22 protein-coding genes and 1 tRNA gene are annotated in these 25,360 nt (G+C 69.8%); 9 read left to right on the forward strand and 14 right to left on the reverse strand.

What is annotated here, in order from left to right; translation table 11 throughout:
• Window positions 1-1,362, forward strand: a 1,362-nt coding sequence (locus tag GXW71_RS28480) for an ATP-dependent DNA helicase RecG (protein ID WP_211856102.1), incomplete at its 5' end; no start/stop codon positions are given.
• A 173-nt stretch (window positions 1,363-1,535) separates the two neighbouring features.
• Window positions 1,536-2,333, forward strand: a complete 798-nt coding sequence (locus tag GXW71_RS28485; RefSeq protein WP_211856103.1) for a hypothetical protein — start codon at window positions 1,536-1,538, stop codon at window positions 2,331-2,333.
• 194 nt (window positions 2,334-2,527) lie between these two features.
• On the opposite strand, the gene GXW71_RS28490 is transcribed toward GXW71_RS28485, so the two are convergent.
• Together GXW71_RS28490 and GXW71_RS28495 are read right to left on the reverse strand one after the other, a co-directional pair.
• Complete coding sequence (locus GXW71_RS28490) at window positions 2,528-3,436, reverse strand: ABC transporter ATP-binding protein (protein ID WP_211856104.1); 909 nt, start codon at window positions 3,434-3,436, stop codon at window positions 2,528-2,530.
• The gene (locus GXW71_RS28495) at window positions 3,433-4,455 is read right to left on the reverse strand and encodes an ABC transporter ATP-binding protein (RefSeq protein ID WP_211856105.1); all 1,023 of its coding nucleotides are present in this window, start codon (window positions 4,453-4,455) and stop codon (window positions 3,433-3,435) included. The genes GXW71_RS28490 and GXW71_RS28495 overlap by 4 nt, the downstream gene beginning before the upstream one ends.
• 176 nt (window positions 4,456-4,631) lie before the next feature.
• On the opposite strand from GXW71_RS28495, the gene GXW71_RS28500 reads away from it, so the two are divergent.
• From GXW71_RS28500 to GXW71_RS28525, 6 genes are all read left to right on the forward strand, one after another.
• Window positions 4,632-5,360, forward strand: a complete 729-nt coding sequence (locus GXW71_RS28500) for an ABC transporter ATP-binding protein (RefSeq protein WP_211856106.1) — start codon at window positions 4,632-4,634, stop codon at window positions 5,358-5,360.
• Complete coding sequence (locus tag GXW71_RS28505; protein WP_211856107.1) at window positions 5,360-6,091, forward strand: ABC transporter permease; 732 nt, start codon at window positions 5,360-5,362, stop codon at window positions 6,089-6,091. Before GXW71_RS28500 ends, GXW71_RS28505 begins: the two co-directional genes overlap by 1 nt.
• A 4-nt stretch (window positions 6,092-6,095) precedes the next feature.
• Complete coding sequence (locus GXW71_RS28510; protein ID WP_211856108.1) at window positions 6,096-8,042, forward strand: GldG family protein; 1,947 nt, start codon at window positions 6,096-6,098, stop codon at window positions 8,040-8,042.
• 94 nt (window positions 8,043-8,136) lie between these two features.
• Complete coding sequence (locus GXW71_RS28515) at window positions 8,137-9,192, forward strand: DUF4340 domain-containing protein (protein ID WP_211856109.1); 1,056 nt, start codon at window positions 8,137-8,139, stop codon at window positions 9,190-9,192.
• Window positions 9,189-9,620 (forward strand): NUDIX hydrolase, encoded by a 432-nt coding sequence (locus tag GXW71_RS28520; protein WP_367617390.1) that lies wholly within the window; start codon window positions 9,189-9,191, stop codon window positions 9,618-9,620. The genes GXW71_RS28515 and GXW71_RS28520 overlap by 4 nt, the downstream gene beginning before the upstream one ends.
• 97 nt (window positions 9,621-9,717) lie before the next feature.
• Entirely contained in the window at window positions 9,718-10,716 is a 999-nt protein-coding gene (locus GXW71_RS28525; RefSeq protein WP_211856111.1) for a Bug family tripartite tricarboxylate transporter substrate binding protein, read from the forward strand.
• A 16-nt stretch (window positions 10,717-10,732) separates the two neighbouring features.
• On the opposite strand, the gene GXW71_RS28530 is transcribed toward GXW71_RS28525, so the two are convergent.
• The 10 genes from GXW71_RS28530 to ssb form a co-directional block, all read right to left on the reverse strand.
• Entirely contained in the window at window positions 10,733-10,993 is a 261-nt protein-coding gene (locus GXW71_RS28530; protein WP_211856112.1) for a hypothetical protein, read from the reverse strand.
• Window positions 10,994-11,035: 42 nt separating this feature from the next.
• Entirely contained in the window at window positions 11,036-11,992 is a 957-nt protein-coding gene (gene msrP / locus GXW71_RS28535; RefSeq protein WP_211856113.1) for a protein-methionine-sulfoxide reductase catalytic subunit MsrP, read from the reverse strand.
• Between the two features lie 138 nt (window positions 11,993-12,130).
• Complete coding sequence (locus GXW71_RS28540) at window positions 12,131-13,573, reverse strand: glycosyltransferase family 39 protein (protein ID WP_211856114.1); 1,443 nt, start codon at window positions 13,571-13,573, stop codon at window positions 12,131-12,133.
• Window positions 13,570-14,676 carry a glycosyltransferase gene (locus tag GXW71_RS28545; protein WP_211856133.1) on the reverse strand — a complete coding sequence of 369 codons (1,107 nt, stop codon included), beginning with the start codon at window positions 14,674-14,676 and terminating at the stop codon, window positions 13,570-13,572. Before GXW71_RS28545 ends, GXW71_RS28540 begins: the two co-directional genes overlap by 4 nt.
• Window positions 14,677-14,845: 169 nt before the next feature.
• A complete protein-coding gene (locus tag GXW71_RS28550; RefSeq protein WP_211856115.1) occupies window positions 14,846-15,949 on the reverse strand; it encodes an eCIS core domain-containing protein in 1,104 nt (367 codons plus the stop codon).
• 210 nt (window positions 15,950-16,159) lie between these two features.
• Window positions 16,160-16,235: transfer RNA gene (locus GXW71_RS28555), tRNA-Lys, on the reverse strand.
• Between the two features lie 196 nt (window positions 16,236-16,431).
• Window positions 16,432-16,953, reverse strand: a complete 522-nt coding sequence (locus GXW71_RS28560) for a peptidylprolyl isomerase (RefSeq protein WP_246526975.1) — start codon at window positions 16,951-16,953, stop codon at window positions 16,432-16,434.
• A gap of 59 nt (window positions 16,954-17,012) precedes the next feature.
• A complete protein-coding gene (gene coaD, locus GXW71_RS28565; RefSeq protein ID WP_211856117.1) occupies window positions 17,013-17,525 on the reverse strand; it encodes a pantetheine-phosphate adenylyltransferase in 513 nt (170 codons plus the stop codon).
• A complete protein-coding gene (gene gyrA, locus GXW71_RS28570; RefSeq protein WP_211856134.1) occupies window positions 17,518-20,217 on the reverse strand; it encodes a DNA gyrase subunit A in 2,700 nt (899 codons plus the stop codon). Before gyrA ends, coaD begins: the two co-directional genes overlap by 8 nt.
• A 184-nt stretch (window positions 20,218-20,401) precedes the next feature.
• Window positions 20,402-20,932 (reverse strand): single-stranded DNA-binding protein, encoded by a 531-nt coding sequence (gene ssb, locus GXW71_RS28575; protein ID WP_211856118.1) that lies wholly within the window; start codon window positions 20,930-20,932, stop codon window positions 20,402-20,404.
• A gap of 192 nt (window positions 20,933-21,124) precedes the next feature.
• Here ssb and uvrA point away from each other — a divergent pair, with 192 nt between their 5' ends.
• Window positions 21,125-24,007: an excinuclease ABC subunit UvrA gene (uvrA, locus tag GXW71_RS28580; RefSeq protein ID WP_211856119.1), complete on the forward strand. Its 2,883-nt coding sequence runs from the start codon at window positions 21,125-21,127 to the stop codon at window positions 24,005-24,007.
• A 79-nt stretch (window positions 24,008-24,086) separates the two neighbouring features.
• Here the strand turns inward: uvrA and GXW71_RS28585 are convergent, their stop codons facing one another.
• The gene (locus tag GXW71_RS28585) at window positions 24,087-24,290 is read right to left on the reverse strand and encodes a hypothetical protein (protein ID WP_211856120.1); all 204 of its coding nucleotides are present in this window, start codon (window positions 24,288-24,290) and stop codon (window positions 24,087-24,089) included.
• Window positions 24,291-24,535: 245 nt separating this feature from the next.
• Window positions 24,536-25,324, reverse strand: a complete 789-nt coding sequence (locus GXW71_RS28590; protein WP_211856121.1) for a hypothetical protein — start codon at window positions 25,322-25,324, stop codon at window positions 24,536-24,538.
• Between the last annotated feature and the right edge of the window lie 36 nt (window positions 25,325-25,360).

Genomic DNA, 25,360 nt, shown 5'->3' on the forward strand with positions numbered 1-25,360 from the left:
GGCCGCGCGCTCGCCGGCGACGGGCGGCTCCGGCGCGCCGCGCTGGCCGCCTTCGGACATGAGCCCACACCAGCCCAGCGCCAGGCGATGGCCGAGATCGACGCGGACCTCGCGGCGCCCCGCCGCATGCTGCGGCTGCTGCAGGGCGATGTCGGCGCCGGCAAGACGCTGGTCGCCGCCATGGCGATGCTGCGCGCCGTGGAGGCCGGTGCCCAGGCGGCCCTGATGGCGCCGACCGAGCTGCTGGCACGCCAGCATCTCCGCACCTTCGAACGCCTCTGCGGCGCGGCCGGCGTGCCGGTCGCGCTGCTGGCCGGATCGGTGAAGGGCCGCGAGCGCAAGCGGGTGCTGGCGGGCCTCGCCGAGGGCTCCATCTCCCTCGTCATCGGCACCCACGCGCTGTTCCAGGAAGGTGTCGCCTTCCGCGACCTGGCGCTGGCCGTGGTCGACGAGCAGCACCGCTTCGGTGTCGCACAGCGGCTGATGCTGGCCGGCAAGGGCAGCGATGCCGACCTGCTGGTGATGACCGCGACCCCGATCCCGCGCACCCTGCTGCTGACCCAGTGGGGCGAGATGGATGTGACGCGGCTGATGGGCAAGCCGGCCGGCCGGCAGCCGATCGCGACCCGCATCACCAGCCAGGCGATGCTGCCACGGATCCAGGACCGGCTCGAAGCCGCGATGACCAGGGGCGAGCGCGCCTATTGGGTGGTGCGGGCCATCACCGACAGCGACAAGGATGACAGCGTCGCCGCCGAGACCCGCTTCGCCGAGCTCGCCGAGCGCTTTCCCGGAAAGGTCGGCATGGCGCATGGCGCGCTCGACATCGCTGTACGCGAGAAGGCGCTGGCCGATTTCGCCGCCGGCCGCACCCAGTTGCTGGTCGCGACCACGGTCGTCGAAGTCGGCGTCGACGTGCCGGATGCCACCATCATGCTGATCGAGCAGGCGGAGCGCTTCGGCCTGGCCGCGCTGCACCAGTTGCGCGGCCGGGTCGGGCGCGGCAGCCGCCCCTCCTCCTGCCTGCTGATCCATTCGGACGGGCTGACGGAATCCGAAAAGCGCCGCCTGCTGGTGCTGCGCGACACCGAGGACGGCTTCGTCATTGCCGACCAGGACCTCCGCTTCCGCGGCGGCGGCGAGGCGCTCGGCGAGCGCCAGGCCGGCCAGCCCGGTGCCCGGCTCTGGGACAGCGAGGACGATCCAGACGAGCTCGACCGTCTGGTGAACATCGCCAATCGTGACGCGGCGCTGTTGCTGCACAAAGACGCCGCGCTGCGTAGCCCGCGCGGCCAGGCCGCGACGCTGCTGCTGCGGCTGTTCGGCCACGATCCGACGCTGGTGACGCTGGATGCTGGATAAGCATCCCAGTGGAGCCCACAGGAGCCGTGACCCAGCGCGCTGGGAACTCGACAATATCAATCCGTTAACGATTGGCTGAAATACTTGTCATGACTACCGTTCGTCCTGGCATGCCGAGATGAATCGGCACAGGGACTGGCGCGCGATTGCTGCGAGCCACATGGGAGAGCGGGATGAGCGCTGCTGACGAGGCGATATCGGACACGGCTGTGGCCGGAAGCCCACCCCCTTCCGAATTCCGCTTCGGCATCGCATTCAAAGCCTCCTTGACCGCCCTTTTCCGGAATTTCGGCTTCGTCTTCCCGGTCATGCTGACCCTCATGCTGGTCGCGCTGGTGGTCGGGTTCGGAATGGAACTCGCCTTCCTACCGGAAGGGCCTCCGGCCGAGATGCTGGGCTGGCAGTTCCTGATCCACCTCTCGGCGCGGACGCTATGCTCCGGTTTGCTGAGCCCGATCGTGATCTACGCAATGGTCCGGAGCCTGCAGGGTCAGCATGCGACTCCCGGCACCGCCATCGCGCAGGGTCTGAAGGCCGCCATACGATGCCTGCTGACCAACCTGCTGGTCATCCTCGGCCTGCTGCTCGGCCTCGTCCTGCTTGTCATCCCGGGCGTGGTCTGGGCGCTGGGCAGCTTCGTCGCTCTCCCGGTCTGCGTCATCGAAGGAGCGGGGCCGGTACGCAGCCTGTCCCGCAGTTGGGCGTTGACCCGCGGCCACCGCCTCACACTTCTCGGGCTGCTGCTCGCCACCGGCGCCATCGCCGCCGTCGTGGTGCAGATCGCCTGGACGGTTCTGAACGCGGCGGATGCCGCTCTTCCCGACCTTCTCCTCCTCTGGGCCATTGCCGAGCTCGCCGTTCAGGCGTTCGTCGGATCGCTGGTGATGGCGATGGCCAGCGGCACCTATGTCCTGCTGGTCGCGGCGGAGAGTGGCAGGGTGACGGAAGGATCGGCGGCGCTCCCGGCCTGACCAGGCGCCCTCCGGCTGGCGGCGCTGGATGCCGGCCAGCCGGCCGAAACCTCCCGCCTGCTCAGAACAGCAGGCCGCCACGCGTGCTACCGCGCAGCAGGAAGTAGAGGGGCAGCGCGGCGAAGATCACGCATGTCAGGACAGCCGAGCCGATCAGGACGCTCCGGCGCCCCTCCCGCGCCGGGCCATACCGGTCAGGCCGCCAGCACCCAGTGCCCGGGCGTCACCTGCTCCAGTGCCGCATCCGGGGGCGGCAGCTTGCCGTCGAAGAAGATCCGCTGCCGTAGCAGCTCCCGGTCCGGATCCGGGATCGGCATCGCCGAGATCAGCGCCTGCGTATAGGGATGCCGCGCATCGGCGAAGAGCTGCTCGGTCGGCGCCATCTCCACGATGCGCCCCCGCAGCATCACCGCGACCCGGTGGCAGAGATGGCGCACCATCGCGAGGTCATGGGCGATGAAGAGATAGGCGACGCCCATCTCCTCCTGCAGGTCCATGAAGAGGTTCACGATCTGCGCCTGGATCGAGACGTCGAGCGCGGTGATCGGCTCATCCGCCACGATCAGTTGCGGCCGCACCGCGATCGCCCGCGCGATGCCGATGCGCTGCCGCTGACCGCCCGAGAACTGATGTGGGAAGCGCTCCGCGAAGCGCGGATCGAGGCCGACGCGCTGGAACAGCTCCGCGACCCGGTCGCGCTCCTCGGCGCGGCTTTTGGTCAGCCGATGCGCGCGCAGCGGCTCGCCCACCGCATCGCCCACCCGCATGCGCGGGTTGAGCGAGGAGAAGGGATCCTGGAACACCACCTGCATGCGCGTCCGCATCGCGCGCAGCGACTGCTTGCGCAGCCCGGTGATCTCCTGCCCCTCGAAGCGGATCTGCCCGGCGGTGGGATCGTCCAAGCGCAGGACCAGTCGCCCGGTCGTGCTCTTGCCCGAGCCGGATTCGCCGACCAGCCCAAGGGTCTCCCCGGCCGCCACGGTGAAGGAGACGTTGTCGACCGCGCGGACGCGATGCTGCTCGCGGCCGAAGAAATCCTTGGTCACGAAGTGGCGGGAGAGGTCGTCGACCTCGAGGATCGGGCGCGGCGGCAGGGCGTTCATGCCTGGGCTCCCCGCGCGGCGCGAAGGTCATACCAGGCGGCGACCATATGGCCGGGCGCCGCGCCTTCCGCCTGCACCAGCGGCGGCACCTCCGCCTGGCAGCGCTCGGTCGCGAAGGGGTTGCGCGGCGCGAAGGGATCGCCCGGTGGCGGGTTGGTCATGTCCGGCGGATAGCCCGGAATCTGCACCAGCCGCTTCCGCGTGCCGTCCTGCACGGCGCCGGGCGCGCCATGCTCGGGCAGCGACTTCAGCAACCCGTAGGTATAGGCGCTGCGGGTATCGTGGAAGACTGCGCGCGCCGGCCCGCGTTCCTGGATGCGGCCGCCATACATGACCTGCACATTGTCCGCGAGGCCGGCGACCACGCCCATGTCATGGGTGATCCAGATGATCGCCATGCCGAGCTGCTTCCGGAGGCCCCGCACCAGATCGAGGATCTGCGCCTGGATGGTGACGTCGAGCGCCGTCGTCGGCTCATCCGCGATCAAGAGCTTCGGGTTGCAGGCGATGCCGATCGAGATCATCGCGCGCTGCCGCATGCCGCCCGAGAACTGGTGCGGATACTGCTCGATCCGGCGCTGCGGCTCGGGGATGCCGACCAGGTCCAGCAGCTCGATCGCGCGCTTCTTCGCGGCCGCCTTGGAGAGGCCGAGATGAGTGCGCAGGCTCTCCATGATCTGGAAGCCGACGGTCAGCACCGGGTTGAGCGAGCTCATCGGGTCCTGGAAGATCATGCCGATCTGGCCGCCGCGGAGACGGCGCAGCTCGTGCTCCGGCATCGCCAGCAGGTCCCGCCCCTCGAACAGCGCCTGCCCGGCGGCAACGCGCCCGGGCGGCTTCGGGATCAGCCCGACCATCGCCAGCACATGCACGCTCTTGCCGCTGCCGCTTTCGCCCACCACGGCCAGCGTCTCCCCGGCCTGCAACGAGTAGCTCACGCCGGAGACGGCATGGACGGTGCCGTTGGGGGTATCGAACCGGACCGTCAGGTCCTTTACGTCGAGGAGCGGCGCCATCATGTCTCCGGTCGTGATATATATGCGAATGATTCTTAATTTCATTCTTGCTGCGCCGCAAGATGGCGGACAGCCAATGACCGCAGGGGGTTGCATCCCCTCACGACCGGGCTAAACCCGCCTGCCGGATCGCGGCCGGGCCGACCGGCGGCAGGATGACCGCGCATGGGGGACCGAATTTGCCCGCGCTGATCGAGATCGAGCACCTGACGCGCCGCTTCGGCGCCTTCACCGCCGTGGACGATGTCTCCTTCACCGTCGAGAAGGGCGAGGTTCTGGGCTTCCTCGGCCCCAACGGCGCCGGCAAGTCGACCACCATGAAGATGCTGGCGGGCTTCGTGACGCCGACCGCCGGCACCGCCCGGATCGCCGGCCACGACATCGCCGACGCTCCGGTCGCGGCGAAGCGCGCCCTCGGCTTCCTGCCGGAGGGTGCCCCCACCTATCCCGAGATGACCGTCACCGGCTTCCTGCAATTCGTCGCCCGCATCCGCGGCTTCCGCGGTGCCACGCTCGACGAGAAGGTCGCCGCCGCCATGGCGCAGACCCAGCTCGAAGGCGTGCGGCTGCAGCCGATCGAGACCCTGTCGAAGGGCTTCAAGCGCCGCGTCGGCCTGGCCCAGGCGCTGCTGCACGACCCGCCGGTGCTGGTGCTCGACGAGCCGACCGACGGCCTCGACCCCAACCAGAAGCATGAGGTGCGCGAGCTCATCCGCCGCATGGCACCGGAGAAGGCAATCATCATCTCGACCCATATCCTGGAAGAGGTGGAGGCCGTCTGCACCCGCGCCATCATCATCGCGCGCGGCAGGATCCTGGCCGATGCCCCGCCGCGCGACCTGCTGCGGCCCGGTCATACCCTGGAGCAGGTCTTCCGCGAACTCACCCTGGCGCGGGAGGCCGCGTGATGGGCCCGATGCTGACCGTCGCCCGACGCGAGCTCGCCGGCTATTTCGCGACACCCGTCGCTTATGTCTTCATCGTCATCTTCCTGGTCCTCAGCGGCGCGCTGACCTTCACGCTCGGCGGCTTCTTCAACCGCGGCCAGGCCGACCTGCAGCCCTTCTTCAACTTCGTCCCCTGGCTGTTCCTGTTCCTGGTGCCGGCGCTGACCATGCGGCTCTGGGCCGAAGAGCGCCGCCTCGGCACCATCGAGCTGCTGCTGACCCTGCCGCTGACCCAGTGGCAGGCGGTTTGGGGCAAGTTCCTCGCCGCCTGGGCCTTCTGCGCGGTCGCGCTCGCGCTGACCTTCCCGCTCTGGGTGACGATCAACGCGCTCGGCAATCCGGATAATGGCGTGGTGCTGGCGGGCTATCTCGGTTGCCTCATGGTGGCCGGCGCCTATCTCGCGGTCGGCGCCGCACTCTCGGCCGCGACCAAGAACCAGGTCATCGCCTTCGTGCTCGCGGTCGCCGCCTGCTTCCTCTTCGCCGCCGCCGGCAGCCCGATCGTGACGGATTTCCTCTCGACCCGCGTCCCGGCGCTGGCCGAGCTCGCCCGCGCCGTCTCGGTGACCGAACGCTTCAACAGCTTCGCGCGCGGCGTCGTCGCGGCGCGCGACGTGGTCTTCTTCGCCAGCTTCATCGGCTTCTGGCTCTTCCTCAACGCGGTCGTGCTCGACCACCGCAAGGCGGACTGATCGCATGAGCGCCACCACCGCCCCCGCCCCGCGCGCCCCCCGCCGCCTCGCCTTCTCGGCGCTCGGCGTGCTGGCCGCGCTGCTGCTCACCGTCGGCGTCAACATGCTGGCCGACCGGCTGTTCCCGCGCGCCCGCGTCGACCTGACGGAGCAGCGCCTCTACACGCTCTCCGACGGCACCCGGCAGGTGCTGCGCGGTCTGCAGGACCCGGTCACGCTTCGCCTCTTCTATTCCCGCCGCCTCGGCACTGCGGTGCCGGTCTATGGCGCCTATGCCGAGCGGCTGCGCGCCATGCTGGCCGAATACGTCGCCATCTCCGACGGCAAGATCCGGCTCGAGGTCCTGGACCCGGAGCCCTTCTCCGAAACCGAGGACCGGGCGCTCGCCTTCGGGCTGCAGGGCGTGCCGGTCGACCAGTCCGGCGAGCAGGTCTATTTCGGCCTGGCCGGTTCCAACCTGCTCGATGACGAGCGCAATATCCCGTTCTTCCAGCCGGAGCGCGAGCGCTTCCTGGAATATGACCTGACGCGCCTGGTCTATGAGCTGTCGAACCCGCGCCGCCCGGTCATCGGCGTGCTGTCCTCGCTGCCGCTCAACGGCGACCCGCGCATGATGATGATGCGCCAGATGCAGGGGCTGCCGCCCGGCGGCGGCGGCCAGCCCTATGCGATCATGCAGCAGATGCGCCAGTTCTTCACGCTGCGCGACGTCGCCGCCGATGCCCGCCGCATCGAGGACGAGGTGCAGGTGCTGATCGTCGCGCATCCGCAGAACCTGCCGGAGCCGACGCAATACGCGATCGACCAGTTCGTCATGCGCGGCGGCAAGCTGATCGTCTTCACCGACCCGCATTCCGAAGGCCAGGCCGGCCGCCCCGGCCCCGGCGGCCAGCCGCCCACGAACACCGCCTCCTCGCTCGACCGTTTGCTGAACGCCTGGGGGGTCGAGGCGCCGTCCGACCGCGTCGTGCTCGACCTGCGCGGCGCCTGGCGGGTGCGCGCCAACCCGACCGACCGCGTGCAGGCGGTGGACTACACCGCCTGGTTCAACATGCAGGGCGACAGCGTGAACCGCAGCGAGGTCGCGACCGCGGACCTGAACCAGGTGACCGTCGCCTCGGCTGGCGAAGTCCGCCGGCGGGATGGCGCCAATATCGAATTCGTGCCGCTCCTCAGCAGCAGCGACCGCAGCATGCTGGTGGATGCCGCGCGCGTCCGCAGCGAACCGAACCCGACGCAGCTCCTGGCCGAATTCGCGCCCGACGGCCAGCACCACGCCATCGCCGCCCGCATCCGCGGGCAGCTCAACTCCGCCTTCGGCGACGCCGCGCCCGCCGACGCCGATCGCCCCGCCGATTTCCCAGCCCATCGTGCCCATACCGATGGCGCCGCCAATATCGTCGTCGTGAACGACGCCGATGTGCTGGAGGATCGCTTCTGGGTGCGCATCCAGGACTTCTTCGGCCAGCAGCAGGCGACGCCCTTCAGCGACAACGGCGCCCTGCTGGCGAACATCGCCGACACGCTCGCCGGCGGTGACGCGCTGGTCTCGCTGCGCTCTCGCGGCGAGAGCCTGCGTCCCTTCCAGCTCGTCGACGATATCCGCCGCGACGCCGAGACGCGCTTCCGCGCCACCGAACGCACCCTGACCCAGCGCCTGGAGCAGACCGAGCGGCGGCTGCGCGAGCTGCGCCAAGGCCAGGGCGGCGAGCGCGGCGGCAGCGCCGTCATCACCCCCGAACAGCGCGCGGAGATCGACCGCGCCCGCCAGGACATCATCCAGACCCGCCAGCAGCTTCGCACCGTGCAGCTTGAGCTCAGGCGCGACATCGAGCGGCTGGAGACCCTGCTCCGCGTCGTGAACATCGCATTGGTGCCGTTGCTGCTGACGCTCTTCGCGATCGGCCTCGGCATCATGCGGTCCCGCCGCCGTGCCGCGGCGCGGGCGTGAGCGCGCCCGATCGCCGGAGGGCGCAGGCGGCTGCGCCGCCGAGCACCGGAGGCGTGATTCGGCCGCGCCGCTCTAAGTAGGAAGAACGAAGACGATGAACCGCCGCACCCTGCTGCTGCTCGGCGTCGCCGCCATCGCTTCCGTCGGCGGCGCCTTGCTGCTGACGCCGAACGACGCGACGCCGCCCCCGCCCGGCCAGGCGGCCCTCGCCTTCCCCAACCTCGCCGCCCGGCTGCAGCAGGTCGCGCGCATAGAGGTGAAGCGCCATGATGGCACGCTGACCGTGCAGCGCCAGGGCGACCTCTGGGTCCTGCCGGAGCGCGCCAACTATCCCGCGCGCAGCGAACGCGTGCGCGAGCTGCTGACCGGCCTCACCGAGCTGCGCCTGACCGAGCCGCGCACGGCCAATCCGGAACTGCTCGACCGCCTCGGCCTCAACGACCCAACGCAGCCTGGCTCCACCGCCTCCCTGCTGCGGGTGCTCGATGCGCAGGGCACCGCCATCGCCGAGCTGGTGATCGGCCGACGCCGGGTCCGAACCCAGGGCAATGTGCCGGAAGCCGCCTTCATCCGCCGCGCCAACGAGACCCAGGCCTGGCTCGCCGAAGGCCGGTTGCCGATCGATGGCGATCCGAATCTCTGGCTCGATCGCGATGTCGCGAATTTCGCGCGCGATCGCGTGCAGCGCGTCGTGGTCAACCGGACCGGGGAGCCGGCGCTGGAGCTGGCCCGCGCTGGCGAGGCCGATGCGCCACTGCGCGTGACCCTCCCCGCCGAGACCCCGCCGCTCGACGAGACGAGCCTCGACGAGGTCGGCCGCGCCTTCGAATTCCTCACCTTCATCGAGGTGAAGGCCGAGGCCGAGATCCCGGGCGATGCCCTCGGCGAATCCCGCTTCACCCTGACCGACAACCTCACCATCGTCGCCCGGGTGAACCGCAGCGCCGATGCCGTCTGGCTGCGCCTCGCCGCGGAGGGCGACGATGAAGCAGCGCGGCTGAACGCGCGCTGGCGCGGCTGGGCCTATCAGGTCGGGCAATGGAAGGAACGCGCCCTGGCGCCGCGGCTCGCCGACCTCCAGCGCCAGGAGGAGCCGGCCGCGCCCGCCGCCGACCCGGCGACGCCGCCGGGCACAGCCCCCGTTCAGTGAGCACGCGCGAATATCCGGACCGCCCCTGGGTCGGCATCGGCTGCGTGATCTTCGATGCCGCCGACCGCGTGCTGCTGGTGCGCCGCGCCCGTCCGCCGCGCCTCGGCCTCTGGTCGCTCCCCGGCGGCGCCCAGCACCTCGGCGAAGGCGCCGAGGACGCCGCCCGCCGCGAGCTGCGCGAAGAAACCGGCATCGAGGCCGGCCCCCTCACCCTCGCCGCCGTCATCGACGCCGTGACGCGAGACGAGGCCGGCGCTATCCGCTTCCACTACACCATCATCGACTATGCCGGCCGCCTGCTCTCCGGCGAGGCACGCGCCGCCGACGATGTCAGCGAAGTCGCCTGGGCCGCGCCCGGCGAACTCGCTGTCTATGACCTGACACCCGAGACGCTGAGCGTCATCGCGCGGGCGCGCTCGCTCGTGTAGGGCGCGCCGGGGAAGGCGCTGCCTTCCCCGGCGCGCCGCTTGCATCACGCGCGGTGCCGCGCGCAGGCTGCGTGGCCGCAACCTGGAAGCAAGCAAGATGAACACTTCCCGACGAGTTTTCCTTGCCGGAACCGCGGTGCTCGCCGCCCCTGCCGTGGCACGGGCGCAGCCCTTGGCCGGCGGCCGGCCGGTGCGGCTGATCGTTCCCTTCCCGCCTGGCGGCGCCGTCGACATCCTGGGCCGGCTCATTGCCGAGCGCCTTGGCCCGGCGCTTGGGCAGAATGTGGTGGTCGAGAACCGCGGCGGCGCCGGCGGCATGATCGGCGCCGAGGCGACGGCGAAGGGGGAGCGCGATGGCTCCGTCATCGGGCTGCTCGGCGTCACCACCTTCGCCGCCGCGCCCTTCATGTTCTCCCGGCTCAGCTTCGACCCGCAGAAGGATTTCGCGCCGGTCAGCCAGATCACCGATGGCGCGCTGCTCTGCGTGGTGAATGCGGAGACCGCGCGGCAGCGCGGCTGGACCGATTTCCGCAGCCTGATCGCCTGGAGCCGCGCGAACCCCGAGCAGGTGAAGATGGGCTCCTCGGGCAACGGCACCTCGTCCCACCTCAACATCTCGGCCGTCAACCGCTTCGCCGACGCGAAGATCCTGCATGTGCCGTATCGCGGCGGCGGCCCGGCCATCAACGACCTCGTCGCCGGCACGCTCGACATGATGTTCGACGTCATGCCGGCGCTGATGCCGCATGTGGAGGCCGGGCGCTTCAAGGCGCTGGCGGTGAGTTCCGGCCCGCGCCTCTCGATCCTGCCGGATGTGCCGGGGATGGCGGATTTCGCCGATCTCGGCCTCGGCAACCACTCGGTCATCACCTGGAACGCGATCGTCGCACCCGGCGGCACGCCGGAGCCGATCATCGCCCGGCTGCACCAGGCGACACACGCGATCGCCGCCGACCGGGCCTTCGTGGACCGGCTGAAGCCGCTCGGCTACGGCACCGTGGTCAGCGAGACGCCGGCGGCATTGACCCGCCTGATCGCGGAGGAGACGCCGCGCTGGCGCCAGCTCGTCGAGATCTCGGGCGCGCGGCTCGACTGAGCGGCGCGGCGGCAATTCAGGCCCGCCGCCGCGCCCAGCCGAGCAGAATCAACACCAGGCCGATCAGCAGCGGCGGCAGCCAGGCGGGCGCGTCCATCAGCGGCACGCCGACATCGCTCCAGGCATTGGTCCAGCCATGGCGCTGCACGAGGGATTGCAGCCAGGGCACGAAGCCGGGCACCAGCCGATAGAGGAAGGTGCCGAAGCTCATGCCGAGCCCGAAGATGCCGGCCACCGAAGCCGCGCCCACCAGGAACAGCGCACCCAACCCGATCATGCGGCCTCCCTCAGCGAGGTGCCCGGGCTGGGGCGGTCGCGCTCAGGCCCAGAGCCGTTCGTTCGCCAGCCCCGTGTAGAGGCCCGCGACCTGCTCGGCATAGCCGTTGAAGAGCCGCGTGGGCACACGCTCGTTGCTGCCGATCACGCGTTCCGTCGCCTGGCTCCAGCGCGGATGCGGGACCTCGGGGTTCACATTGGCCCAGAAGCCGTATTCCTGGTTCTGCAGACGCTCCCAGAAGCACACCGGGCGCTGGTCCGTCAGCGTGATGCGGACGATCGACTTGCCCGACTTGAAGCCGTACTTCCACGGGAACAGTACCCGGATGGGCGCGCCGTTCTGCGGCGGCAGCGCCTTGCCGTAGAGCCCGACGGCCAGGAAGCTCAGATCGTTCCGCGCCTCCTCGATGGTGCAGCCTTCGAGATAGGGCCAGGGGTACCAGCTCTGCCGCAGGCCCGGCATCACCGCCGGGATCGCGGCCGTCTCGAAGGTCACGTATTTCGCTGACGCGAGCGGGTTCACCAGCCCGAGCAAGGTCGAGAGCTGGAAGCCGGTCCAGGGGATCGTCATCGCCCAGGCCTCGACGCAGCGCAGCCGATAGACCCGCTCCTCGAGCTGGAGCATGCGCAGCAGGCCGTCGATGTCGAATTCGATCGGGCGTTCGACCATGCCGTCGACCTTCAGCCGCCAGGGCCGCAGCGGCAGGCGCTGCGCCGCGCGGTGGATGCGTTTGTCGTCGACGCCGAACTCGTAATAATTGTTGTAGGTCGTGACATCGCGCTCAGGCGTGAGGTCGCGGCCCGGCTGGTAGCGTGGGTTGCGTGCCGCCGCCATCGGGTCCGCCGCCGGCGCGGCGCCCTGCGCCAGGGCCGGCCCGGCGCCGGCCGCCGCCAGCAAGCCGGCCGCCAGGCCGAGGCTCTTGCGGCGTCCCATGACGAGCGCCTCGGGCGTCGCGGCGCTTTCCGGCAATTCCCAGCCACGCGGGCGCTTGATCAGCATGTGGAGCCTCTCCTCTGCGCTCCGGCTTCGCCGGAGAGTGAGCGGTGGTTACGCAGGATAACGCCTATCCTGCCACCGCGGCTGCATGACCCGCCACCACCGCCTCACGGCCCCGGCCACGGTTTTACGGCCACAGTCTCACGGCCGTGGCAACTGCCGAACCGGCGGCAGCCCGGGACCGGTCTCGACGCGGTACAGGCGGTAGCGCTCCGCCTCGATCCCATGCCGGGCGCGGATGAGGACGGTGCCGGTCGCCACGGCGCCGGGCCAGAGCGGCGGCCCCTCCCCCCGACGTAGGCTGCGCACCAGCAGCCCAGGGCGCCCGTCCGGGGGCTCGGCCAAGCGGAAGAAGGCCCAGCGCGCATCCATCGCCAGCACCGCCGGCCCCGTCGGCGGCTCCAGCCGCAGCGCGAGCTCGGACGCCAGGCCATATTCCTCGGCCGCGACGAAGCCGGCCCCTTCCCGCCTTGCGGCCGCCGCGATTTCTGCCGCGAAATCGTCCCACCCAGCGAGCCGGGCCAAGGTCGGATCGTAGCGGCGGGGGAGCGGCAGGACCCCCGCCAGCGCCTGCAACTGCACCACCACGCCAAGCACCAGGCCGAGCGCCACCCCGGCCCGCCGCCAGCGCTGCCAGGAGGGCGCCAGCAGCGCCGCCGCCGCGATCGCCGCCGCCGGATAGAGGATGGCCGGCCAATTCCCCTGCACCCGGCTGCCGGTCGCCTGCCAGAGGAAGATCGCGGCCCCCGGCACCACGAAGACGGCCAGCAGCAGCGCGGCGCCATCCCGCCAGCGCCTGACCGCGAGCGCGGCACCCGCCGCGAAGAGCACGAAGAGGATCGGCGTCGCCAGCGCCCATTGGCCGCCGATCAGCTCGCCGATGAAGCGCAGGCCGGCGCCCGCGCTCTCGGTACCCGCGCGCCCCCCCTGCTTGGCGAAGCTCACCCAGCCATGCGCGGCATTCCAGGCGACGACCGGCGCGAAAAGCGCCAGCGCCAGGGCGCCGCCGGCATAGAGCCGCCAGTCCCGCCACCAGCGCCGCGCCGCCGGATCCAGCAGCAGCCAGAGCAGGATGCCGCAGCCGATCAGCGCCCCGGTGTATTTCGACAGCAGCGCGGCGCCGGCCGCCGCGCCGACCGCAAACCACCAGCGTCCGTCGCCGGAAGCCCGGAGCTCCGCCAGCGCCCAGAGTGCAGCGCACCAGAACAGCAGCAGCGGCGTGTCGGGGGTCATCACCACCGCGCCGACGCCGACCAGCAGGGTTGCGTTCAGCATCAGCGCCGCTGGGACGCCGACGCCGCGGCCCGGAAACAGCCGCTCCGCCGTGCGCCACAGCATCAGCGAGCCGAGCGCCGTCCCGAGCGGCCCCAGCAGCCGGATGCCGAGCGCGGTATCGCCGAAGATCAGGATCCCCGCCCGGATGAACAGCGCCACCATCGGCGGGTGATCGAGGTACCCGCCTTGCAGGCTATGGGCCCAGACGCGGTAATAGGCCTCGTCCGGCGCGATCGGGATATAGGCCGCAAGGCCGAGCCGCAGCAGCGTGGCGGCGGCCAGCAGCGCCAGCCAGCCCCGCCCGCTCATCGGCCGCGCCAGACCAGGGTGGTGGACATCGCGTAGTTCCATACCACGGTCAGTGCCGCACCGGCCGCGCCCGCCAAGCCCCAGGCCAGCAATCCGTCCCGCACCAGCAGGGCCGCGATGCCGACATTGGCTGCGGCCCCGAGCCCGCAGACCACGTAGAACAGCGCCAGGCCCCGCCAAAGCCGCGCGCCCCGCAACCGCCGGTCGCGATAGGTGATGCGGTTGTTGAGCAGGAAATTCACCGTCATCGCGACGATGGTCGCGCCCCATTGCGCGGCGGTGAAGCCGATACCCGCCACCCCGAACAGCAGGCCGAGCACGGCCAGGTGCACCAGCACGCCGGCGGCGCCGACGAGCGCGAAGGACAGGAAGCGCAGCGGTACCAGCCCGCCCAGCGCCTTGTCGGTCAGCAGCCCCAGGAATTCGAGCATGACAGCGGCATCGAGCTTGGAAGCACCCGCCTGCCGCGCCCGGAATTCATAGGGCAGCTCGACCAGGCGGAGCGGCCGCCGCAGGGTCAGCAGGATATCGAGCAGGATCTTGAAGCCGGTGCCGGTCAGCCGCGGCGCCGCTTCCTCGAACAGCGTCCGCGGCAGCGCGAAGAAGCCGCTCATCGGGTCGGAGACGCGGACCGGCAGCACCGCATTCGCGAGCGCCGTTCCGGCATCCGAGAGCTTGGCCCGCAGCGGCGAGAGGCCGCCTTCCACCGCGCCACCCTCGACATGCCGACTGCCGACGACAAGCTCGGCGCCGCCTTCGAGCGCCGCCAGCATCTTCGGCAACAGCGTCTCGTCATGCTGCAGGTCGCCGTCGATCACCGCGAGATAGGGAGCCGAAGTCGCGAGCCAGCCCTCGATGCAGGCCGAGGCCAGGCCGCGCCGGCCGATGCGGCGGATGCAGCGGATGCGCGGATCGGTGGCGGCGAGCGCGCGCGCCACGGCGGCGGTGCCGTCCGGGCTGTCGTCGTCGACGAAGATCGCTTCCCAGGCGATGCCCTGCAGCGTCGCGGCCAGGCGCTCGGCCATCGGCACGACATTCGCGGCTTCGTTGTAGCAGGGGATGATGACGGCGAGGCGCGCGGGCTCAGGCAAGGATGCACTCATGCTCGGCCTGGGCGCGAAGGAGGATGCGATCGCCGGGTGCAAGCCCAGGGTCCCCGGCGTGAGAAACGCGACGGCGCGGCCGGCCAGCCGCGCGCGGGCGTTCATAGGCGCTCCCGCACCGGGGCGCCAGTTGGGGTTTACTGGTCCTCGGGCGCCGGCATCCGTTCTGTCAGAGCGACTTCATCTTCTTCTTCAGCACCACGTCGCCGTCGATGCACCTGCGGATCTTGCCGAAGGTCTTGGCGCCGAGCAGTTCCTCGCAGGCGGCGATGGCCGCGGGGTCGCCGGCCAGCATGTTGTTCCACAGCAGCTTCGACATGGCGCGCCGCTCGACGCCCTTGGTGCCGTTCACCTTCTTCTGCACGGTGCGGCCGAGCGTGTAGACGCTGTTACAGATGCTGCCGAGGATGGGGATGCAGCTGATCCCCTTCCGCTTCAGCTTCTTGTTCTTCTTGTTGAGGGTGTAGGCGATCGCCGTCAGCGTGGTCTCGCGCACGCCCTTCTTGCCGGAATAGAGCGTCACGATCGCTTCCAGCGCGCACATATGGGCGTAGGTCTTGGCGGCCGAGACCGCCGAGAGTGCCATGTCGGCGATCGCGAGCGCGATGCCGGCCGGGCCAAGCACCGCCGCGGCGGGCGCCATGGCGGCCGCCGCGCCGCTGGAGATCGCGCCGGTGATGCTGCCGAGCGTGCCGGTGCCGCCCAGCACGCCGCTCACGGTGTTGACGGCGCTGACGCCGGTGCTCACCACCGTGCGCGCCGGCCGCGCGATGCTGGTGGCCGTCGACCCGGCGGTGGTTGCCAAATTCCTGGCGCCGCCGGTTCCCTGCATCTGCGGGGCGGCGTCCTCCTCATCGTCGTCCTCGTCCTCCTCGACCTCGCCGAAATCGTCGTGGAAGACCTGGTTGCGCAGGTTCATGCCGTGCTGCGGCCTGGTGTAGGAGCATTGCAGCGGCCCGCGCGGCGGCGCCGCATCCTTTGCCTCTTCCCAGGCCAGCCCGATCGGTGCGCCCTCCGCGAAGGCCTCCCCGAAGGCCTCGGCGGCCGCCTCCAGCCCAGGATCGTCGAAGCGGAAGGGAGCGCCTGACGCGGCCCTCAGGCCGGCCTGCTGGGCCAGATGCGCCAGCTCGTGGCCGATCAGCCGAAGCCCATCCCGGCTGTCCGGACGAAAGGCCTCGCGGGTGATCCAGATGCGGCCATTGCCCGCAAAGGCGCTGGCGCCAGGGCAGGCCGGCAGGGGACCGACGTGAAGGAAAGGAGATTCGGAGGGCATCCGGGCATCGAGGGCGGCGGCGTACCGGCGCAGCGGTTCCGGGAGGCGAAAGACAGCGCCCTCCGCCGCCTGGGGCTGGGAAGCGCGCATCTTGTGGTGCCCTCAGATTGTTACGGAAGGCAGACTACACACGAATTCGTGAATCACAAGCGAATGCCTGGCCGAGGAGGCCGCCCACGAGGATTCGCGATGATTCCGGAAGGGCTGAACTGGTGTGCCCGGTGGGATTCGAACCCACGACCCCAAGATTAAAAGTCTCGTGCTCTACCGACTGAGCTACGGGCACGCGCGCGGGGCTTATGTCATCCCCACGCCATGTTTCAAAGCCTCATACCAGTGAACCCTCAGACGCCGGGCGGGGCACATTCGTGCCCCTTGGCTTCGCCGGACTGCCGGCGGGCCGCGTTCGCGGCCTCGGGCCGGTCAAGCGACCGGCCCGCTTGGTATGAGAGGCTCAACGGGCGCCCTGTTTGGCGGACGTCCTAACGGACGTCCGCGGCAACCTTCATGCTGCGGATGCGGTCCGGATCCCGGACCATGCCGCTCTGCCCGGCGCCGCGCTTGATCTTGTCCACGGCATCCATGCCGGCGGTGACCCGCCCCCAGATCGTGTACTGGCCATCGAGCGAGGAGGCCGGCGCGAACATGATGAAGAACTGGCTGTTGGCGCTGTTCGGATTCTGGGTCCGCGCCATGCCACAGGTGCCGCGCACGAAGCGGGCGCGCGACGGCGCCGAGAACTCCGCCGTCAGGTCCGGCAGGTCGGAGCCGCCGGTGCCGGTGCCCGTCGGGTCGCCGCCCTGGGCCATGAAGCCTTCGATCACGCGGTGGAACGGCGTGTTGTCGTAGAAGCCGCGGCGGGCCAGGACCTTGATGCGCTCGACATGCTGCGGCGCGAGGTCCGGCAGGAGCTGGATGGTCACGCGGCCATCCTTCAACTCCAGATAGAGGGTGTTCTCGAGGTCCGGAGCGCCCTGCGCTTCAGCGTTCTCGGTTTCGGACATGACGGCTCCGGTTGCAAGAAGGGTGGTGGTGGCAAGGAAGCTGCGGCGTTGCATCGGGTTCACTCCGCGGAAGAGGAGCGCACGCGGGCCAGCGTGCGCTCGAGCGTCAGCTTGGGCACGAAGCTGGTGATGTCACCGCCGAGCCGCGCGATCTCCTTCACGAATCGCGAGGAGATGAACTGGTGCGTCTCGGAGGCCATCAGGAACACCGTCTCGATCTCTGGATCGAGGCGGCGGTTCATGCCGGTCATCTGGAACTCGTAGTCGAAATCGGTCACGGCGCGCAGGCCGCGCACGATCATCCCGGCGCCGACCTCCCGCGCGAAAGCGACCAGCAGCCCTTCGAAGGGCCGCACCTCCACCACGCAGCCGGTACGCTCCCCGATCGAAGCGGTCTCGGCCCGCACCAGCTCGACGCGCTCCTCCAGTGGGAACAGCGGCCCCTTGCCGGTGTTGATCGCGACGCCGATCACCAGGCGCGAACAGATGCGCGCCGCGCGCGTGATGACGTCGAGATGCCCGTTCGTCACCGGGTCGAAGGTGCCCGGATACAGACCCACGAACTCAGTCATGCGCGTCGGTTTCCTCGGTGATGTCGTCGGCCTCGTCTTCGTAGGCGACGGGGAAGCAGGCAGTGACATGCTCGTCGGCGGCGACCCGCATCAGGGTCAGCCCGCCCGCCGCGCGGGAATAGCGGCTGACGCCATCGGCCGCCATGCGGATGAGCTGCCCGCCATCGGTCACCAGCATCAGATGGTCGCCCGGCCGCACGGTGAAGGTCGCGACCACGCGGGTGCCCTTGCGGCCACCGAGCGGGATGCTGGTGATACCCTGCCCGCCGCGCCCGGTCACCCGGTACTCATAGGCGGAGACGCGCTTGCCGAAGCCGGCATCGGTGACGACCAGCAGGACCTCCTCCGCCTCCGCCAGCTCCTGGAAGCGCGCATCGGTGAGCGCGATCTCGGCGACGCCCTCCTCGCCTTCCCCGGGCGCAGCCGGCGCGACATCCTCCTCGGCCATTTCGCCGCGGCGGCGCTGCGCGAGATAGGCGGCGCGCTCGTCCGGCGATGCACCGACATGGCGCAGCACGGCGAGTGCGATGACGCTGTCGTCGCGGCCCAGCCGGATGCCGCGCACGCCGGTGCTGTCGCGCCCGGAGAAGACGCGCAGCGTCTCGCTCTCCGCCTGGAAGCGGATGGCGCGCCCAGCCTTGGTCGCCAGCAGCACGTCGTCGCCCTCGCGGCAGGTGGCGACGCCGATCAGCGTATCGCCCTCATCGAGCTTCATCGCGATCAGCCCGCGCGCCATCACGTTGCGGAAGTCGGAGAGCTTGTTGCGCCGGACATTGCCGCGCGCGGTCGCGAAGACCAGGTGCAGGTTCTCCCACATGCTCTCGTCCTGAGGCAGCGGCAGCACCGCGGTCACGCTCTCCCCATCCGCCAGGGCCAGCACCTGGCGGAGCGAGCGCCCGCGCCCGACGGGCCCGGCTTCCGGCAACTGCCAGACCTTCTCGCGGAAGGCGAGGCCACGGTCGGTGAAGAAGAGCACCCACTGGTGGGTATGCGCGATGAAGCTGCGCACCACCACGTCATCCTCGCGGGTGCCGGCGCCGGTGCGGCCCTTGCCGCCCCGGTTCTGCGCCCGGAAGGTGTCGAGCGGCGTGCGCTTCACATAGCCGTCGCGGGTCAGGGTCACCACCATGGTGCCCGGCTCGATCAGGCTCTCGTCGTCGACATCGGCGACACCATCCACGATCTCGGAGAGGCGCGGCGAGGCGATCTGCGCGCGCACCGCGAGCAGTTCCTCGGTCATCACCTCCATGCGCCGCGTATGGCTGCCGAGAATCTCCAGCAGCTCCCGGATCTTCTCGCCGACTTCGCCGAGCTCGGCGGCGATCTTGTCGCGCTCGAGGCCGGTCAGGCGCTGCAGCCGCAGTTCCAGGATGCCGCGCGCCTGCTCCTCGGTCAGGCGCACCGTGCCCGCCTCGGTCACCGTGTTACGGCTGTCGTCGACCAGCGCCAGCAGCACGCCGACATCGCCCGCGGGCCAGTCGCGTCCCATCAGCGAGGCGCGCGCGGTCGCGGCATCCGGGCTCCCGCGGATGACGCGGATGACCTCGTCGATGTTGGCGACGGCGATGGCGAGGCCGATCAGCAGGTGGCCGCGTTCCCGCGCCTTGTTCAGCCGGAATCGGGAGCGGCGGAGGATCACCTCCTCGCGGAAGCGGATGAAGGCGAGGATGGCGTCGCGCAGCCCCATCTGCCGCGGCTGGCCTTCGTCGAGTGCCAGGAAGTTCACCGCGAAGGAGGTCTGGAGCTGGGTCGAGCGGTAGAGCTGGTTCAGCACCACCTCCGCCGTCGCCTCGCGCTTCAGCTCGATCACGATGCGCATGCCGTCGCGGTCGCTCTCGTCGCGCAGGTCGGAGATGCCCTCGATCTGCTTGGCGCGCACCATCTCGGCGATGCGCTCCAGCAGCGTCGACTTGTTCACCTGGTAGGGGATCTCGTGGACGACGATCATCTGCCGCTGGCCACGCATCTCCTCGATGGTGCAGCGCGCGCGCAGCGGGACGGAGCCACGGCCGGTCTCGAAAGCGCTCCGGATGCCGGCACGCCCGAGGATCAGCCCACCGGTCGGGAAATCCGGCCCGGGCATGATCTGCATCAGGTCGGACAGCGGCGTCGCGGGATCCTTCACCAGCGCGAGCGTCGCGTCGATCACCTCGCCCGGATTGTGCGGCGGGATATTGGTCGCCATGCCGACGGCGATGCCGCCTGCGCCGTTCACCAGCAGGTTCGGGAAGGCCGCCGGCAGGACCCGCGGCTCCTCCGCGCTCTCATCGTAGTTCGGCTGGAAATCGACGGTGTCCTCGTCGATCCCTTCCAGCAGCGCCGCGGCCGCTTTCGCCAGCCGCGCTTCGGTGTAGCGCATGGCCGCCGGGGGATCGCCGTCGATGCTGCCGAAATTGCCCTGCCCGTCGATCAGCGGCACCCGCATCGAGAAGGGCTGCGCCATGCGCACCAGCGCGTCGTAGATCGAGGCGTCGCCATGCGGGTGGTACTTACCCATGACGTCGCCGGTGACGCGCGCCGATTTGCGGTGCGGCTTGTCCGGCGTGAAGCCGCTCTCGTTCATCGAGAACAGGATGCGGCGATGCACCGGCTTCAGCCCGTCGCGCGCATCCGGCAAGGCACGCGCGACGATGACGCTCATCGCATAGTCGAGGTAGGAGCGGCGCATCTCCTCCTCGAGCGCGACAGGCATCGTCTCGTCGGGGCGCTCGCCGCCCTTGTCGGTATCGCTCACTCTGTGTCCTTAAGCCGTACCAAATGAATGGCATTGATCGGAGTGATCAATGCCTCCTCAGACGCGTCACGCCGGACGCACGCCGAACCGCCGGCGGGCCGCATTCGTGGCCTCGGCCGGTCTGGCGACCGGCCCGCCCGTATCAGAAGGGGATCTCGTCGTCCAGATCGCTGCCCCGGGCCGGCTTGGCGGCACCGCCACCGGAACGCGCCGCGCCGCCACCGCTGTCCCAGCCGCCGCCGCTCCGCGCGCCGCCACCGCCGCCGGAAGACCGCTCAGGGCGCTCCGAATAGCCGCCGCCCTCGCCTGCGTCACCCCCGGCACCGCCGCGACCGCCGATGAGCTGCAGCTCGCCCCGGAACTGGCGCAATACGATTTCAGTTGTGTAACGGTCTGCGCCGGTCTGGTCCTGCCATTTGCGGGTCTCGATCTGGCCTTCGATGTAGACCTCGCTGCCTTTGCGCAGGTACTTCTCGGCCACTTCGCCCAGGCGCTCGTTGAAGATGGCCACCGCGTGCCACTCCGTGCGCTCCTGCTGGACGCCTTCGCGGTCCTTGTAGCGTTCGGACGTCGCGATCCGCAGATTCACGACCTTGCCGCCATTCTGGAAATTCCGCGACTCCGGGTCCTTCCCGAGCCGCCCCAGAATGATCACCTTGTTGATCCCAGCCATGGCCGTCCGAATCTCCGTCAATCAGCGTTGACATTACCCTGTCATGGCGCGCGGAACCACCCCGGGCTCAGCAATGCTCACGGCGCCGGGAGGACCCCGGATGGGTCTTCCCAAGCCGCCTGCTGCGCCGCATATATGGGGAGAACATCCCTGGAACACCAGCGCCTCCTCCCCGCGCTGCGGAGCCACCGAATGACGACGCCATCCGGCCAGATCCGCATCCGCGGCGCGCGCCAGCACAACCTCAAGGACGTCGACCTCGACATCCCCCGCGACACGTTGACGGTCATCACCGGGCTTTCCGGCTCAGGCAAATCTTCCCTCGCCTTCGACACGATCTATGCCGAGGGCCAGCGCCGCTACGTCGAATCGCTCTCGGCCTATGCCCGGCAGTTCCTCCAGCTCATGCAGAAGCCGGATGTCGACAGCATCGAGGGGCTGAGCCCGGCGATCTCGATCGAGCAGAAGACCACCAGCCACAACCCGCGCTCCACCGTCGGCACGGTGACCGAGATCCACGACTACATGCGCCTGCTCTGGGCACGCGTCGGCGTTCCCTATTCCCCGGCGACCGGCCTGCCGATCGAGGCCCAGACCGTCTCCCAGATGGTCGACCGGGTCCTGACGATGCCGGAGGGCACCCGCCTGCTGTTGCTGGCTCCGGTCGCGCGCGGCAAGAAGGGCGAGTTCCGCAAGGAGCTCGCCGAATGGCAACGCCGCGGCTTCGAGCGGGTGAAGATCAATGGCACTCTGCACCAGATCGCCGACGCGCCGAAGCTCGACAAGAAGCTGAAGCACGACATCGAGGTCGTGGTCGACCGCATCGTGGTGCGGGAGGGGATCCAATCCCGCCTGGCCGACAGCTTCGAGACCGCGCTCGGCCTCGCCGACGGCATCGCCTATGCCGAGAACGCCGACAAGGCGGACGAGCGCGTGGTGTTCAGCGCCAAGTTCGCCTGCCCGGTCTCCGGCTTCACCATCGAGGAGATCGAGCCCCGCCTCTTCTCCTTCAACTCGCCGCAGGGCGCCTGCCCGACCTGCGACGGGCTCGGGACTGAAAGCTTCTTCGACGCCCAGCTCGTCGCCCCGGACGAGCAGCGCAGCCTGAAGGATGGCGCCATCCTGCCCTGGACCGGCGCCTCCTCCCCCTATTACGACCAGACGCTCGAGAGCCTGGCGCGGCACTACAAGTTCAAGATGACGGCGCCCTGGGGTGAGATTCCGGAGGCGGTGCGCAACGCCATCCTACACGGCACCGGCAGCGAGGTCGTGACGCTGAAATACAAGGACGGGCTCCGCGCCTATGAGGTGAAGAAGCCTTTCGAGGGCGTGATCCCGAACCTGGAACGCCGCTACCGCGAGACCGACAACCCTTGGGTGCGGGAGGACCTCTCGCGCTACCAGGCGGACAAGCCCTGCCAGGCCTGCGGCGGGCATCGCCTGAAGCCGCAATCCCTCGCGGTGAAGGTCGCCGGCTGCCATATCGGCGAGGCCTCCGCGCTCTCGATCCGCCGGGCCCGCGACTGGTTCTCGGCGGTCGAGGACACGCTGACCCCGCAGCGCAAGGAGATCGCGCGCCGCATCCTGCGCGAGATCAACGACCGGCTGCAGTTCCTGGTCGATGTCGGGCTCGACTACCTCTCGCTCGGCCGTGGCTCGGCGACCCTCTCGGGCGGCGAATCGCAACGCATCCGCTTGGCGTCCCAGATCGGCAGCGGGCTGACCGGCGTGCTCTACGTGCTGGACGAGCCCTCCATCGGCCTGCACCAGCGCGACAACGAGCGCCTGCTGGCGACGCTCCGGCGGCTGCGCGACATCGGCAACACCGTGCTGGTCGTGGAGCATGACGAGGATGCGATCCGCGCCGCCGACCACCTGATCGATATCGGCCCCGCCGCCGGCAAGGGTGGCGGCCGCGTCATCGCCCAGGGAACGCCGGCCGAGGTCGCCGCCAACCCGAACAGCATCACCGGCCAGTACCTGTCCGGCGTGCGCAGAATCCCGGTGCCGGAGAAGCGCCGGAAGGTGGACCCGAAGCGCATGCTCCGCGTGGTCGGCGCCAGCGGCAACAACCTGCGCAACGTCACGGCCGGCTTTCCGCTCGGCACCTTCACCTGCGTCACCGGCGTCTCCGGCGGCGGCAAGTCGACCTTGGTGATCGAGACGCTCTACAAGGCCGCCTCCCGCCGCCTGATGGGCAGCGCCGAGGTGCCGGCGCCGCATGAGCGCATCGAGGGGCTGGATCAGCTCGACAAGATCATCGACATCGACCAGTCGCCGATCGGCCGCACGCCGCGTTCCAACCCCGCGACCTATACCGGCCTCTTCTCCCCGATCCGCGACTGGTTCGCGGAGCTGCCGGACAGCCGCGCCCGGGGCTACAAGCCCGGCCGTTTCAGCTTCAACGTCAAGGGTGGGCGCTGCGAAGCCTGCCAGGGCGATGGCGTGCTGAAGATCGAGATGCACTTCCTGCCCGATGTCTATGTCACCTGCGACACCTGCAAGGGCAAGCGCTACAACCGCGAGACGCTGGAGGTGAAGTTCCGCGAGAAGTCGATCGCCGACGTGCTCGACATGACGGTCGACGAAGGCGTGGAGTTCTTCTCCGCCGTGCCTTCGATCCGCGACAAGCTGGTCACGCTGCGCGATGTCGGCCTCGGCTACATCCATCTCGGCCAGCAGGCGACGACGCTCTCGGGTGGCGAGGCGCAGCGCATCAAGCTCTCGAAGGAATTGTCGCGCCGCGCCACCGGGCGCACGCTTTACATCCTCGATGAGCCGACCACCGGCCTGCATTTCGAGGATGTGCGCAAGCTGCTGGAGGTGCTGCACGCGCTGGTGGACCAGGGCAACACCGTCGTCGTCATCGAGCACAATCTGGAGGTCATCAAGACCGCCGACTGGCTGATCGACCTCGGCCCCGAAGGCGGCGAAGGCGGCGGCCGAATCCTCGCGGAGGGCACGCCGGAGACCATCGCCGACGCACCCGAAAGCCATACCGGCCGCTTCCTGAAGCCGATGCTGCCGGAAGCGGAGGTGGAAGTGGCAGCACCGAAGCGGCGCCGTCGCGCCTGATGGGGCGCGCGCAGTTCATGTTCGCCTGATCAGGCGCGCCCGATCGGTTTGGACTGATCAGGCGCGCCCGGGATCGGCGTCAGCGGTAATAGCCCCGGCCGTAGCCCCGGCCATAACCATAGCCGTCGCGGTACACGTAGTTCCGCGGCGGGCCGTAATCCCGGTAGTAGCCGCCACCGCCATAATAGCCGTGGTGGCGGTGGCCGACCGGATAGGCGACGCAGGCCGAAAGGCCGATCGCGGCGGTGGCGATCACGGCAAGGCGGATCAGGGGGTTCCGCATGTTGGCGATCTCCTCATCTGGTGCCGACACGTTCCCGTAGCCGGCACGATGAAGAATAACGCCGCCGACATGGCGGGCGTCGGGCCCTCACGCGGCATCGTGAAGGCAGATGCGTCGGGTTTCGGCCGCAATCGGCCTTAGCCGGAGCGGTTTCCGCTGCGCCCGCTTAAGTCGCCCCCGATTGGTTTGTCTTGCGAGCATCTTCACCCGTTCAAGCGATGCCGCTTGAACGGGATCTGCTCTGCTCAGCCTTCGCGGGCGCGCTTCACTGCGGCCCGCTCGTGGTCGGTCAGCTCCACCCGCCGCAGCTTCTCATCGAGCGGGAAGGCCTCGCCGCCGGAGGCCGGTCGCAGCCCGAGCACCACCCCATCCTGATCGGGGCCAAGTCCGAACAGCTTGGTGCGCTGCGGCACCGTCCAGGCGTAGCTGTGGCCAGCCGCATCGGCCACCACCGTGGTGTTGTTGTTGCGGGAGACGAGGTGCAGCGGCACCGGCTCCAGCGCCTGGCCGGAGATCGCCGCCAGCCGTCGGCGCTCGGCCCCCTGGCTGCGCACGTAGCGGTACAGACCGAAGGGAATCGCGAGGGCCAGCAGCGCGAAGAGCGCCAGCGTCACGATCCGGTGCCAGATGCGGTCCAGCCCGACATCGGTCGTCAGCACCTCCGGCCGTTCCGGATCGCCCATCACCTGCACGGTCCAGTTGCCGACATGGAAGTCGATGAAGAGCTGCTCGATCTGCCGGCGCACTTCGCCGTTCTTGCCGCGTGTCACGAGCGTCGCCGAGCAGTCGTGCAGGATCGCCACCTTGGAGCGGCACCGCCCGTCCACCACGCGTGCCATCGACACCGGCTGCGCGCGATTGCGCATCTGGAAGTCGTCGACCACCCCGGGTGCGAGTGAGATGCCGATCCAGGCAAAGATGCCGGCGCCGGCGCCGAGGCCGAGTACCACCAGCAGCCAGCCGCGCCAGGCACCCATATAGGGCTTGAGCGCCAAGGGCCGCCGCGGCAGCGCGGCGCGGATCCGCTCGATCATGGCCGCATGACCGCGACGGACATCAGGACAGGCTGC

Origin of the sequence: Plastoroseomonas hellenica, from assembly GCF_018129085.1 — a bacterium.
Lineage (GTDB): Bacteria > Pseudomonadota > Alphaproteobacteria > Acetobacterales > Acetobacteraceae > Plastoroseomonas > Plastoroseomonas hellenica.

Excerpts from the sequence above, each read along its gene's own strand:
- GXW71_RS28550 (WP_211856115.1), bottom strand. The coding sequence starts at position 15,949 with ATGCCCTCCGAATCTCCTTTCCTTCACGTCGGTCCCCTGCCGGCCTGC.
- GXW71_RS28560 (WP_246526975.1), bottom strand. The coding sequence starts at position 16,953 with ATGTCCGAAACCGAGAACGCTGAAGCGCAGGGCGCTCCGGACCTCGAG.
- GXW71_RS28540 (WP_211856114.1), bottom strand. The coding sequence starts at position 13,573 with ATGAGCGGGCGGGGCTGGCTGGCGCTGCTGGCCGCCGCCACGCTGCTG.
- GXW71_RS28585 (WP_211856120.1), bottom strand. The coding sequence starts at position 24,290 with ATGCGGAACCCCCTGATCCGCCTTGCCGTGATCGCCACCGCCGCGATC.
- GXW71_RS28505 (WP_211856107.1), top strand. The coding sequence starts at position 5,360 with ATGGGCCCGATGCTGACCGTCGCCCGACGCGAGCTCGCCGGCTATTTC.
- GXW71_RS28490 (WP_211856104.1), bottom strand. The coding sequence starts at position 3,436 with ATGAACGCCCTGCCGCCGCGCCCGATCCTCGAGGTCGACGACCTCTCC.
- GXW71_RS28590 (WP_211856121.1), bottom strand. The coding sequence starts at position 25,324 with ATGATCGAGCGGATCCGCGCCGCGCTGCCGCGGCGGCCCTTGGCGCTC.
- GXW71_RS28530 (WP_211856112.1), bottom strand. The coding sequence starts at position 10,993 with ATGATCGGGTTGGGTGCGCTGTTCCTGGTGGGCGCGGCTTCGGTGGCC.
- GXW71_RS28545 (WP_211856133.1), bottom strand. The coding sequence starts at position 14,676 with ATGAGTGCATCCTTGCCTGAGCCCGCGCGCCTCGCCGTCATCATCCCC.
- GXW71_RS28510 (WP_211856108.1), top strand. The coding sequence starts at position 6,096 with ATGAGCGCCACCACCGCCCCCGCCCCGCGCGCCCCCCGCCGCCTCGCC.
- coaD (WP_211856117.1), bottom strand. The coding sequence starts at position 17,525 with ATGACTGAGTTCGTGGGTCTGTATCCGGGCACCTTCGACCCGGTGACG.
- gyrA (WP_211856134.1), bottom strand. The coding sequence starts at position 20,217 with ATGCCTGTCGCGCTCGAGGAGGAGATGCGCCGCTCCTACCTCGACTAT.
- ssb (WP_211856118.1), bottom strand. The coding sequence starts at position 20,932 with ATGGCTGGGATCAACAAGGTGATCATTCTGGGGCGGCTCGGGAAGGAC.
- GXW71_RS28495 (WP_211856105.1), bottom strand. The coding sequence starts at position 4,455 with ATGATGGCGCCGCTCCTCGACGTAAAGGACCTGACGGTCCGGTTCGAT.
- msrP (WP_211856113.1), bottom strand. The coding sequence starts at position 11,992 with ATGCTGATCAAGCGCCCGCGTGGCTGGGAATTGCCGGAAAGCGCCGCG.
- uvrA (WP_211856119.1), top strand. The coding sequence starts at position 21,125 with ATGACGACGCCATCCGGCCAGATCCGCATCCGCGGCGCGCGCCAGCAC.
- GXW71_RS28485 (WP_211856103.1), top strand. The coding sequence starts at position 1,536 with ATGAGCGCTGCTGACGAGGCGATATCGGACACGGCTGTGGCCGGAAGC.
- GXW71_RS28515 (WP_211856109.1), top strand. The coding sequence starts at position 8,137 with ATGAACCGCCGCACCCTGCTGCTGCTCGGCGTCGCCGCCATCGCTTCC.
- GXW71_RS28525 (WP_211856111.1), top strand. The coding sequence starts at position 9,718 with ATGAACACTTCCCGACGAGTTTTCCTTGCCGGAACCGCGGTGCTCGCC.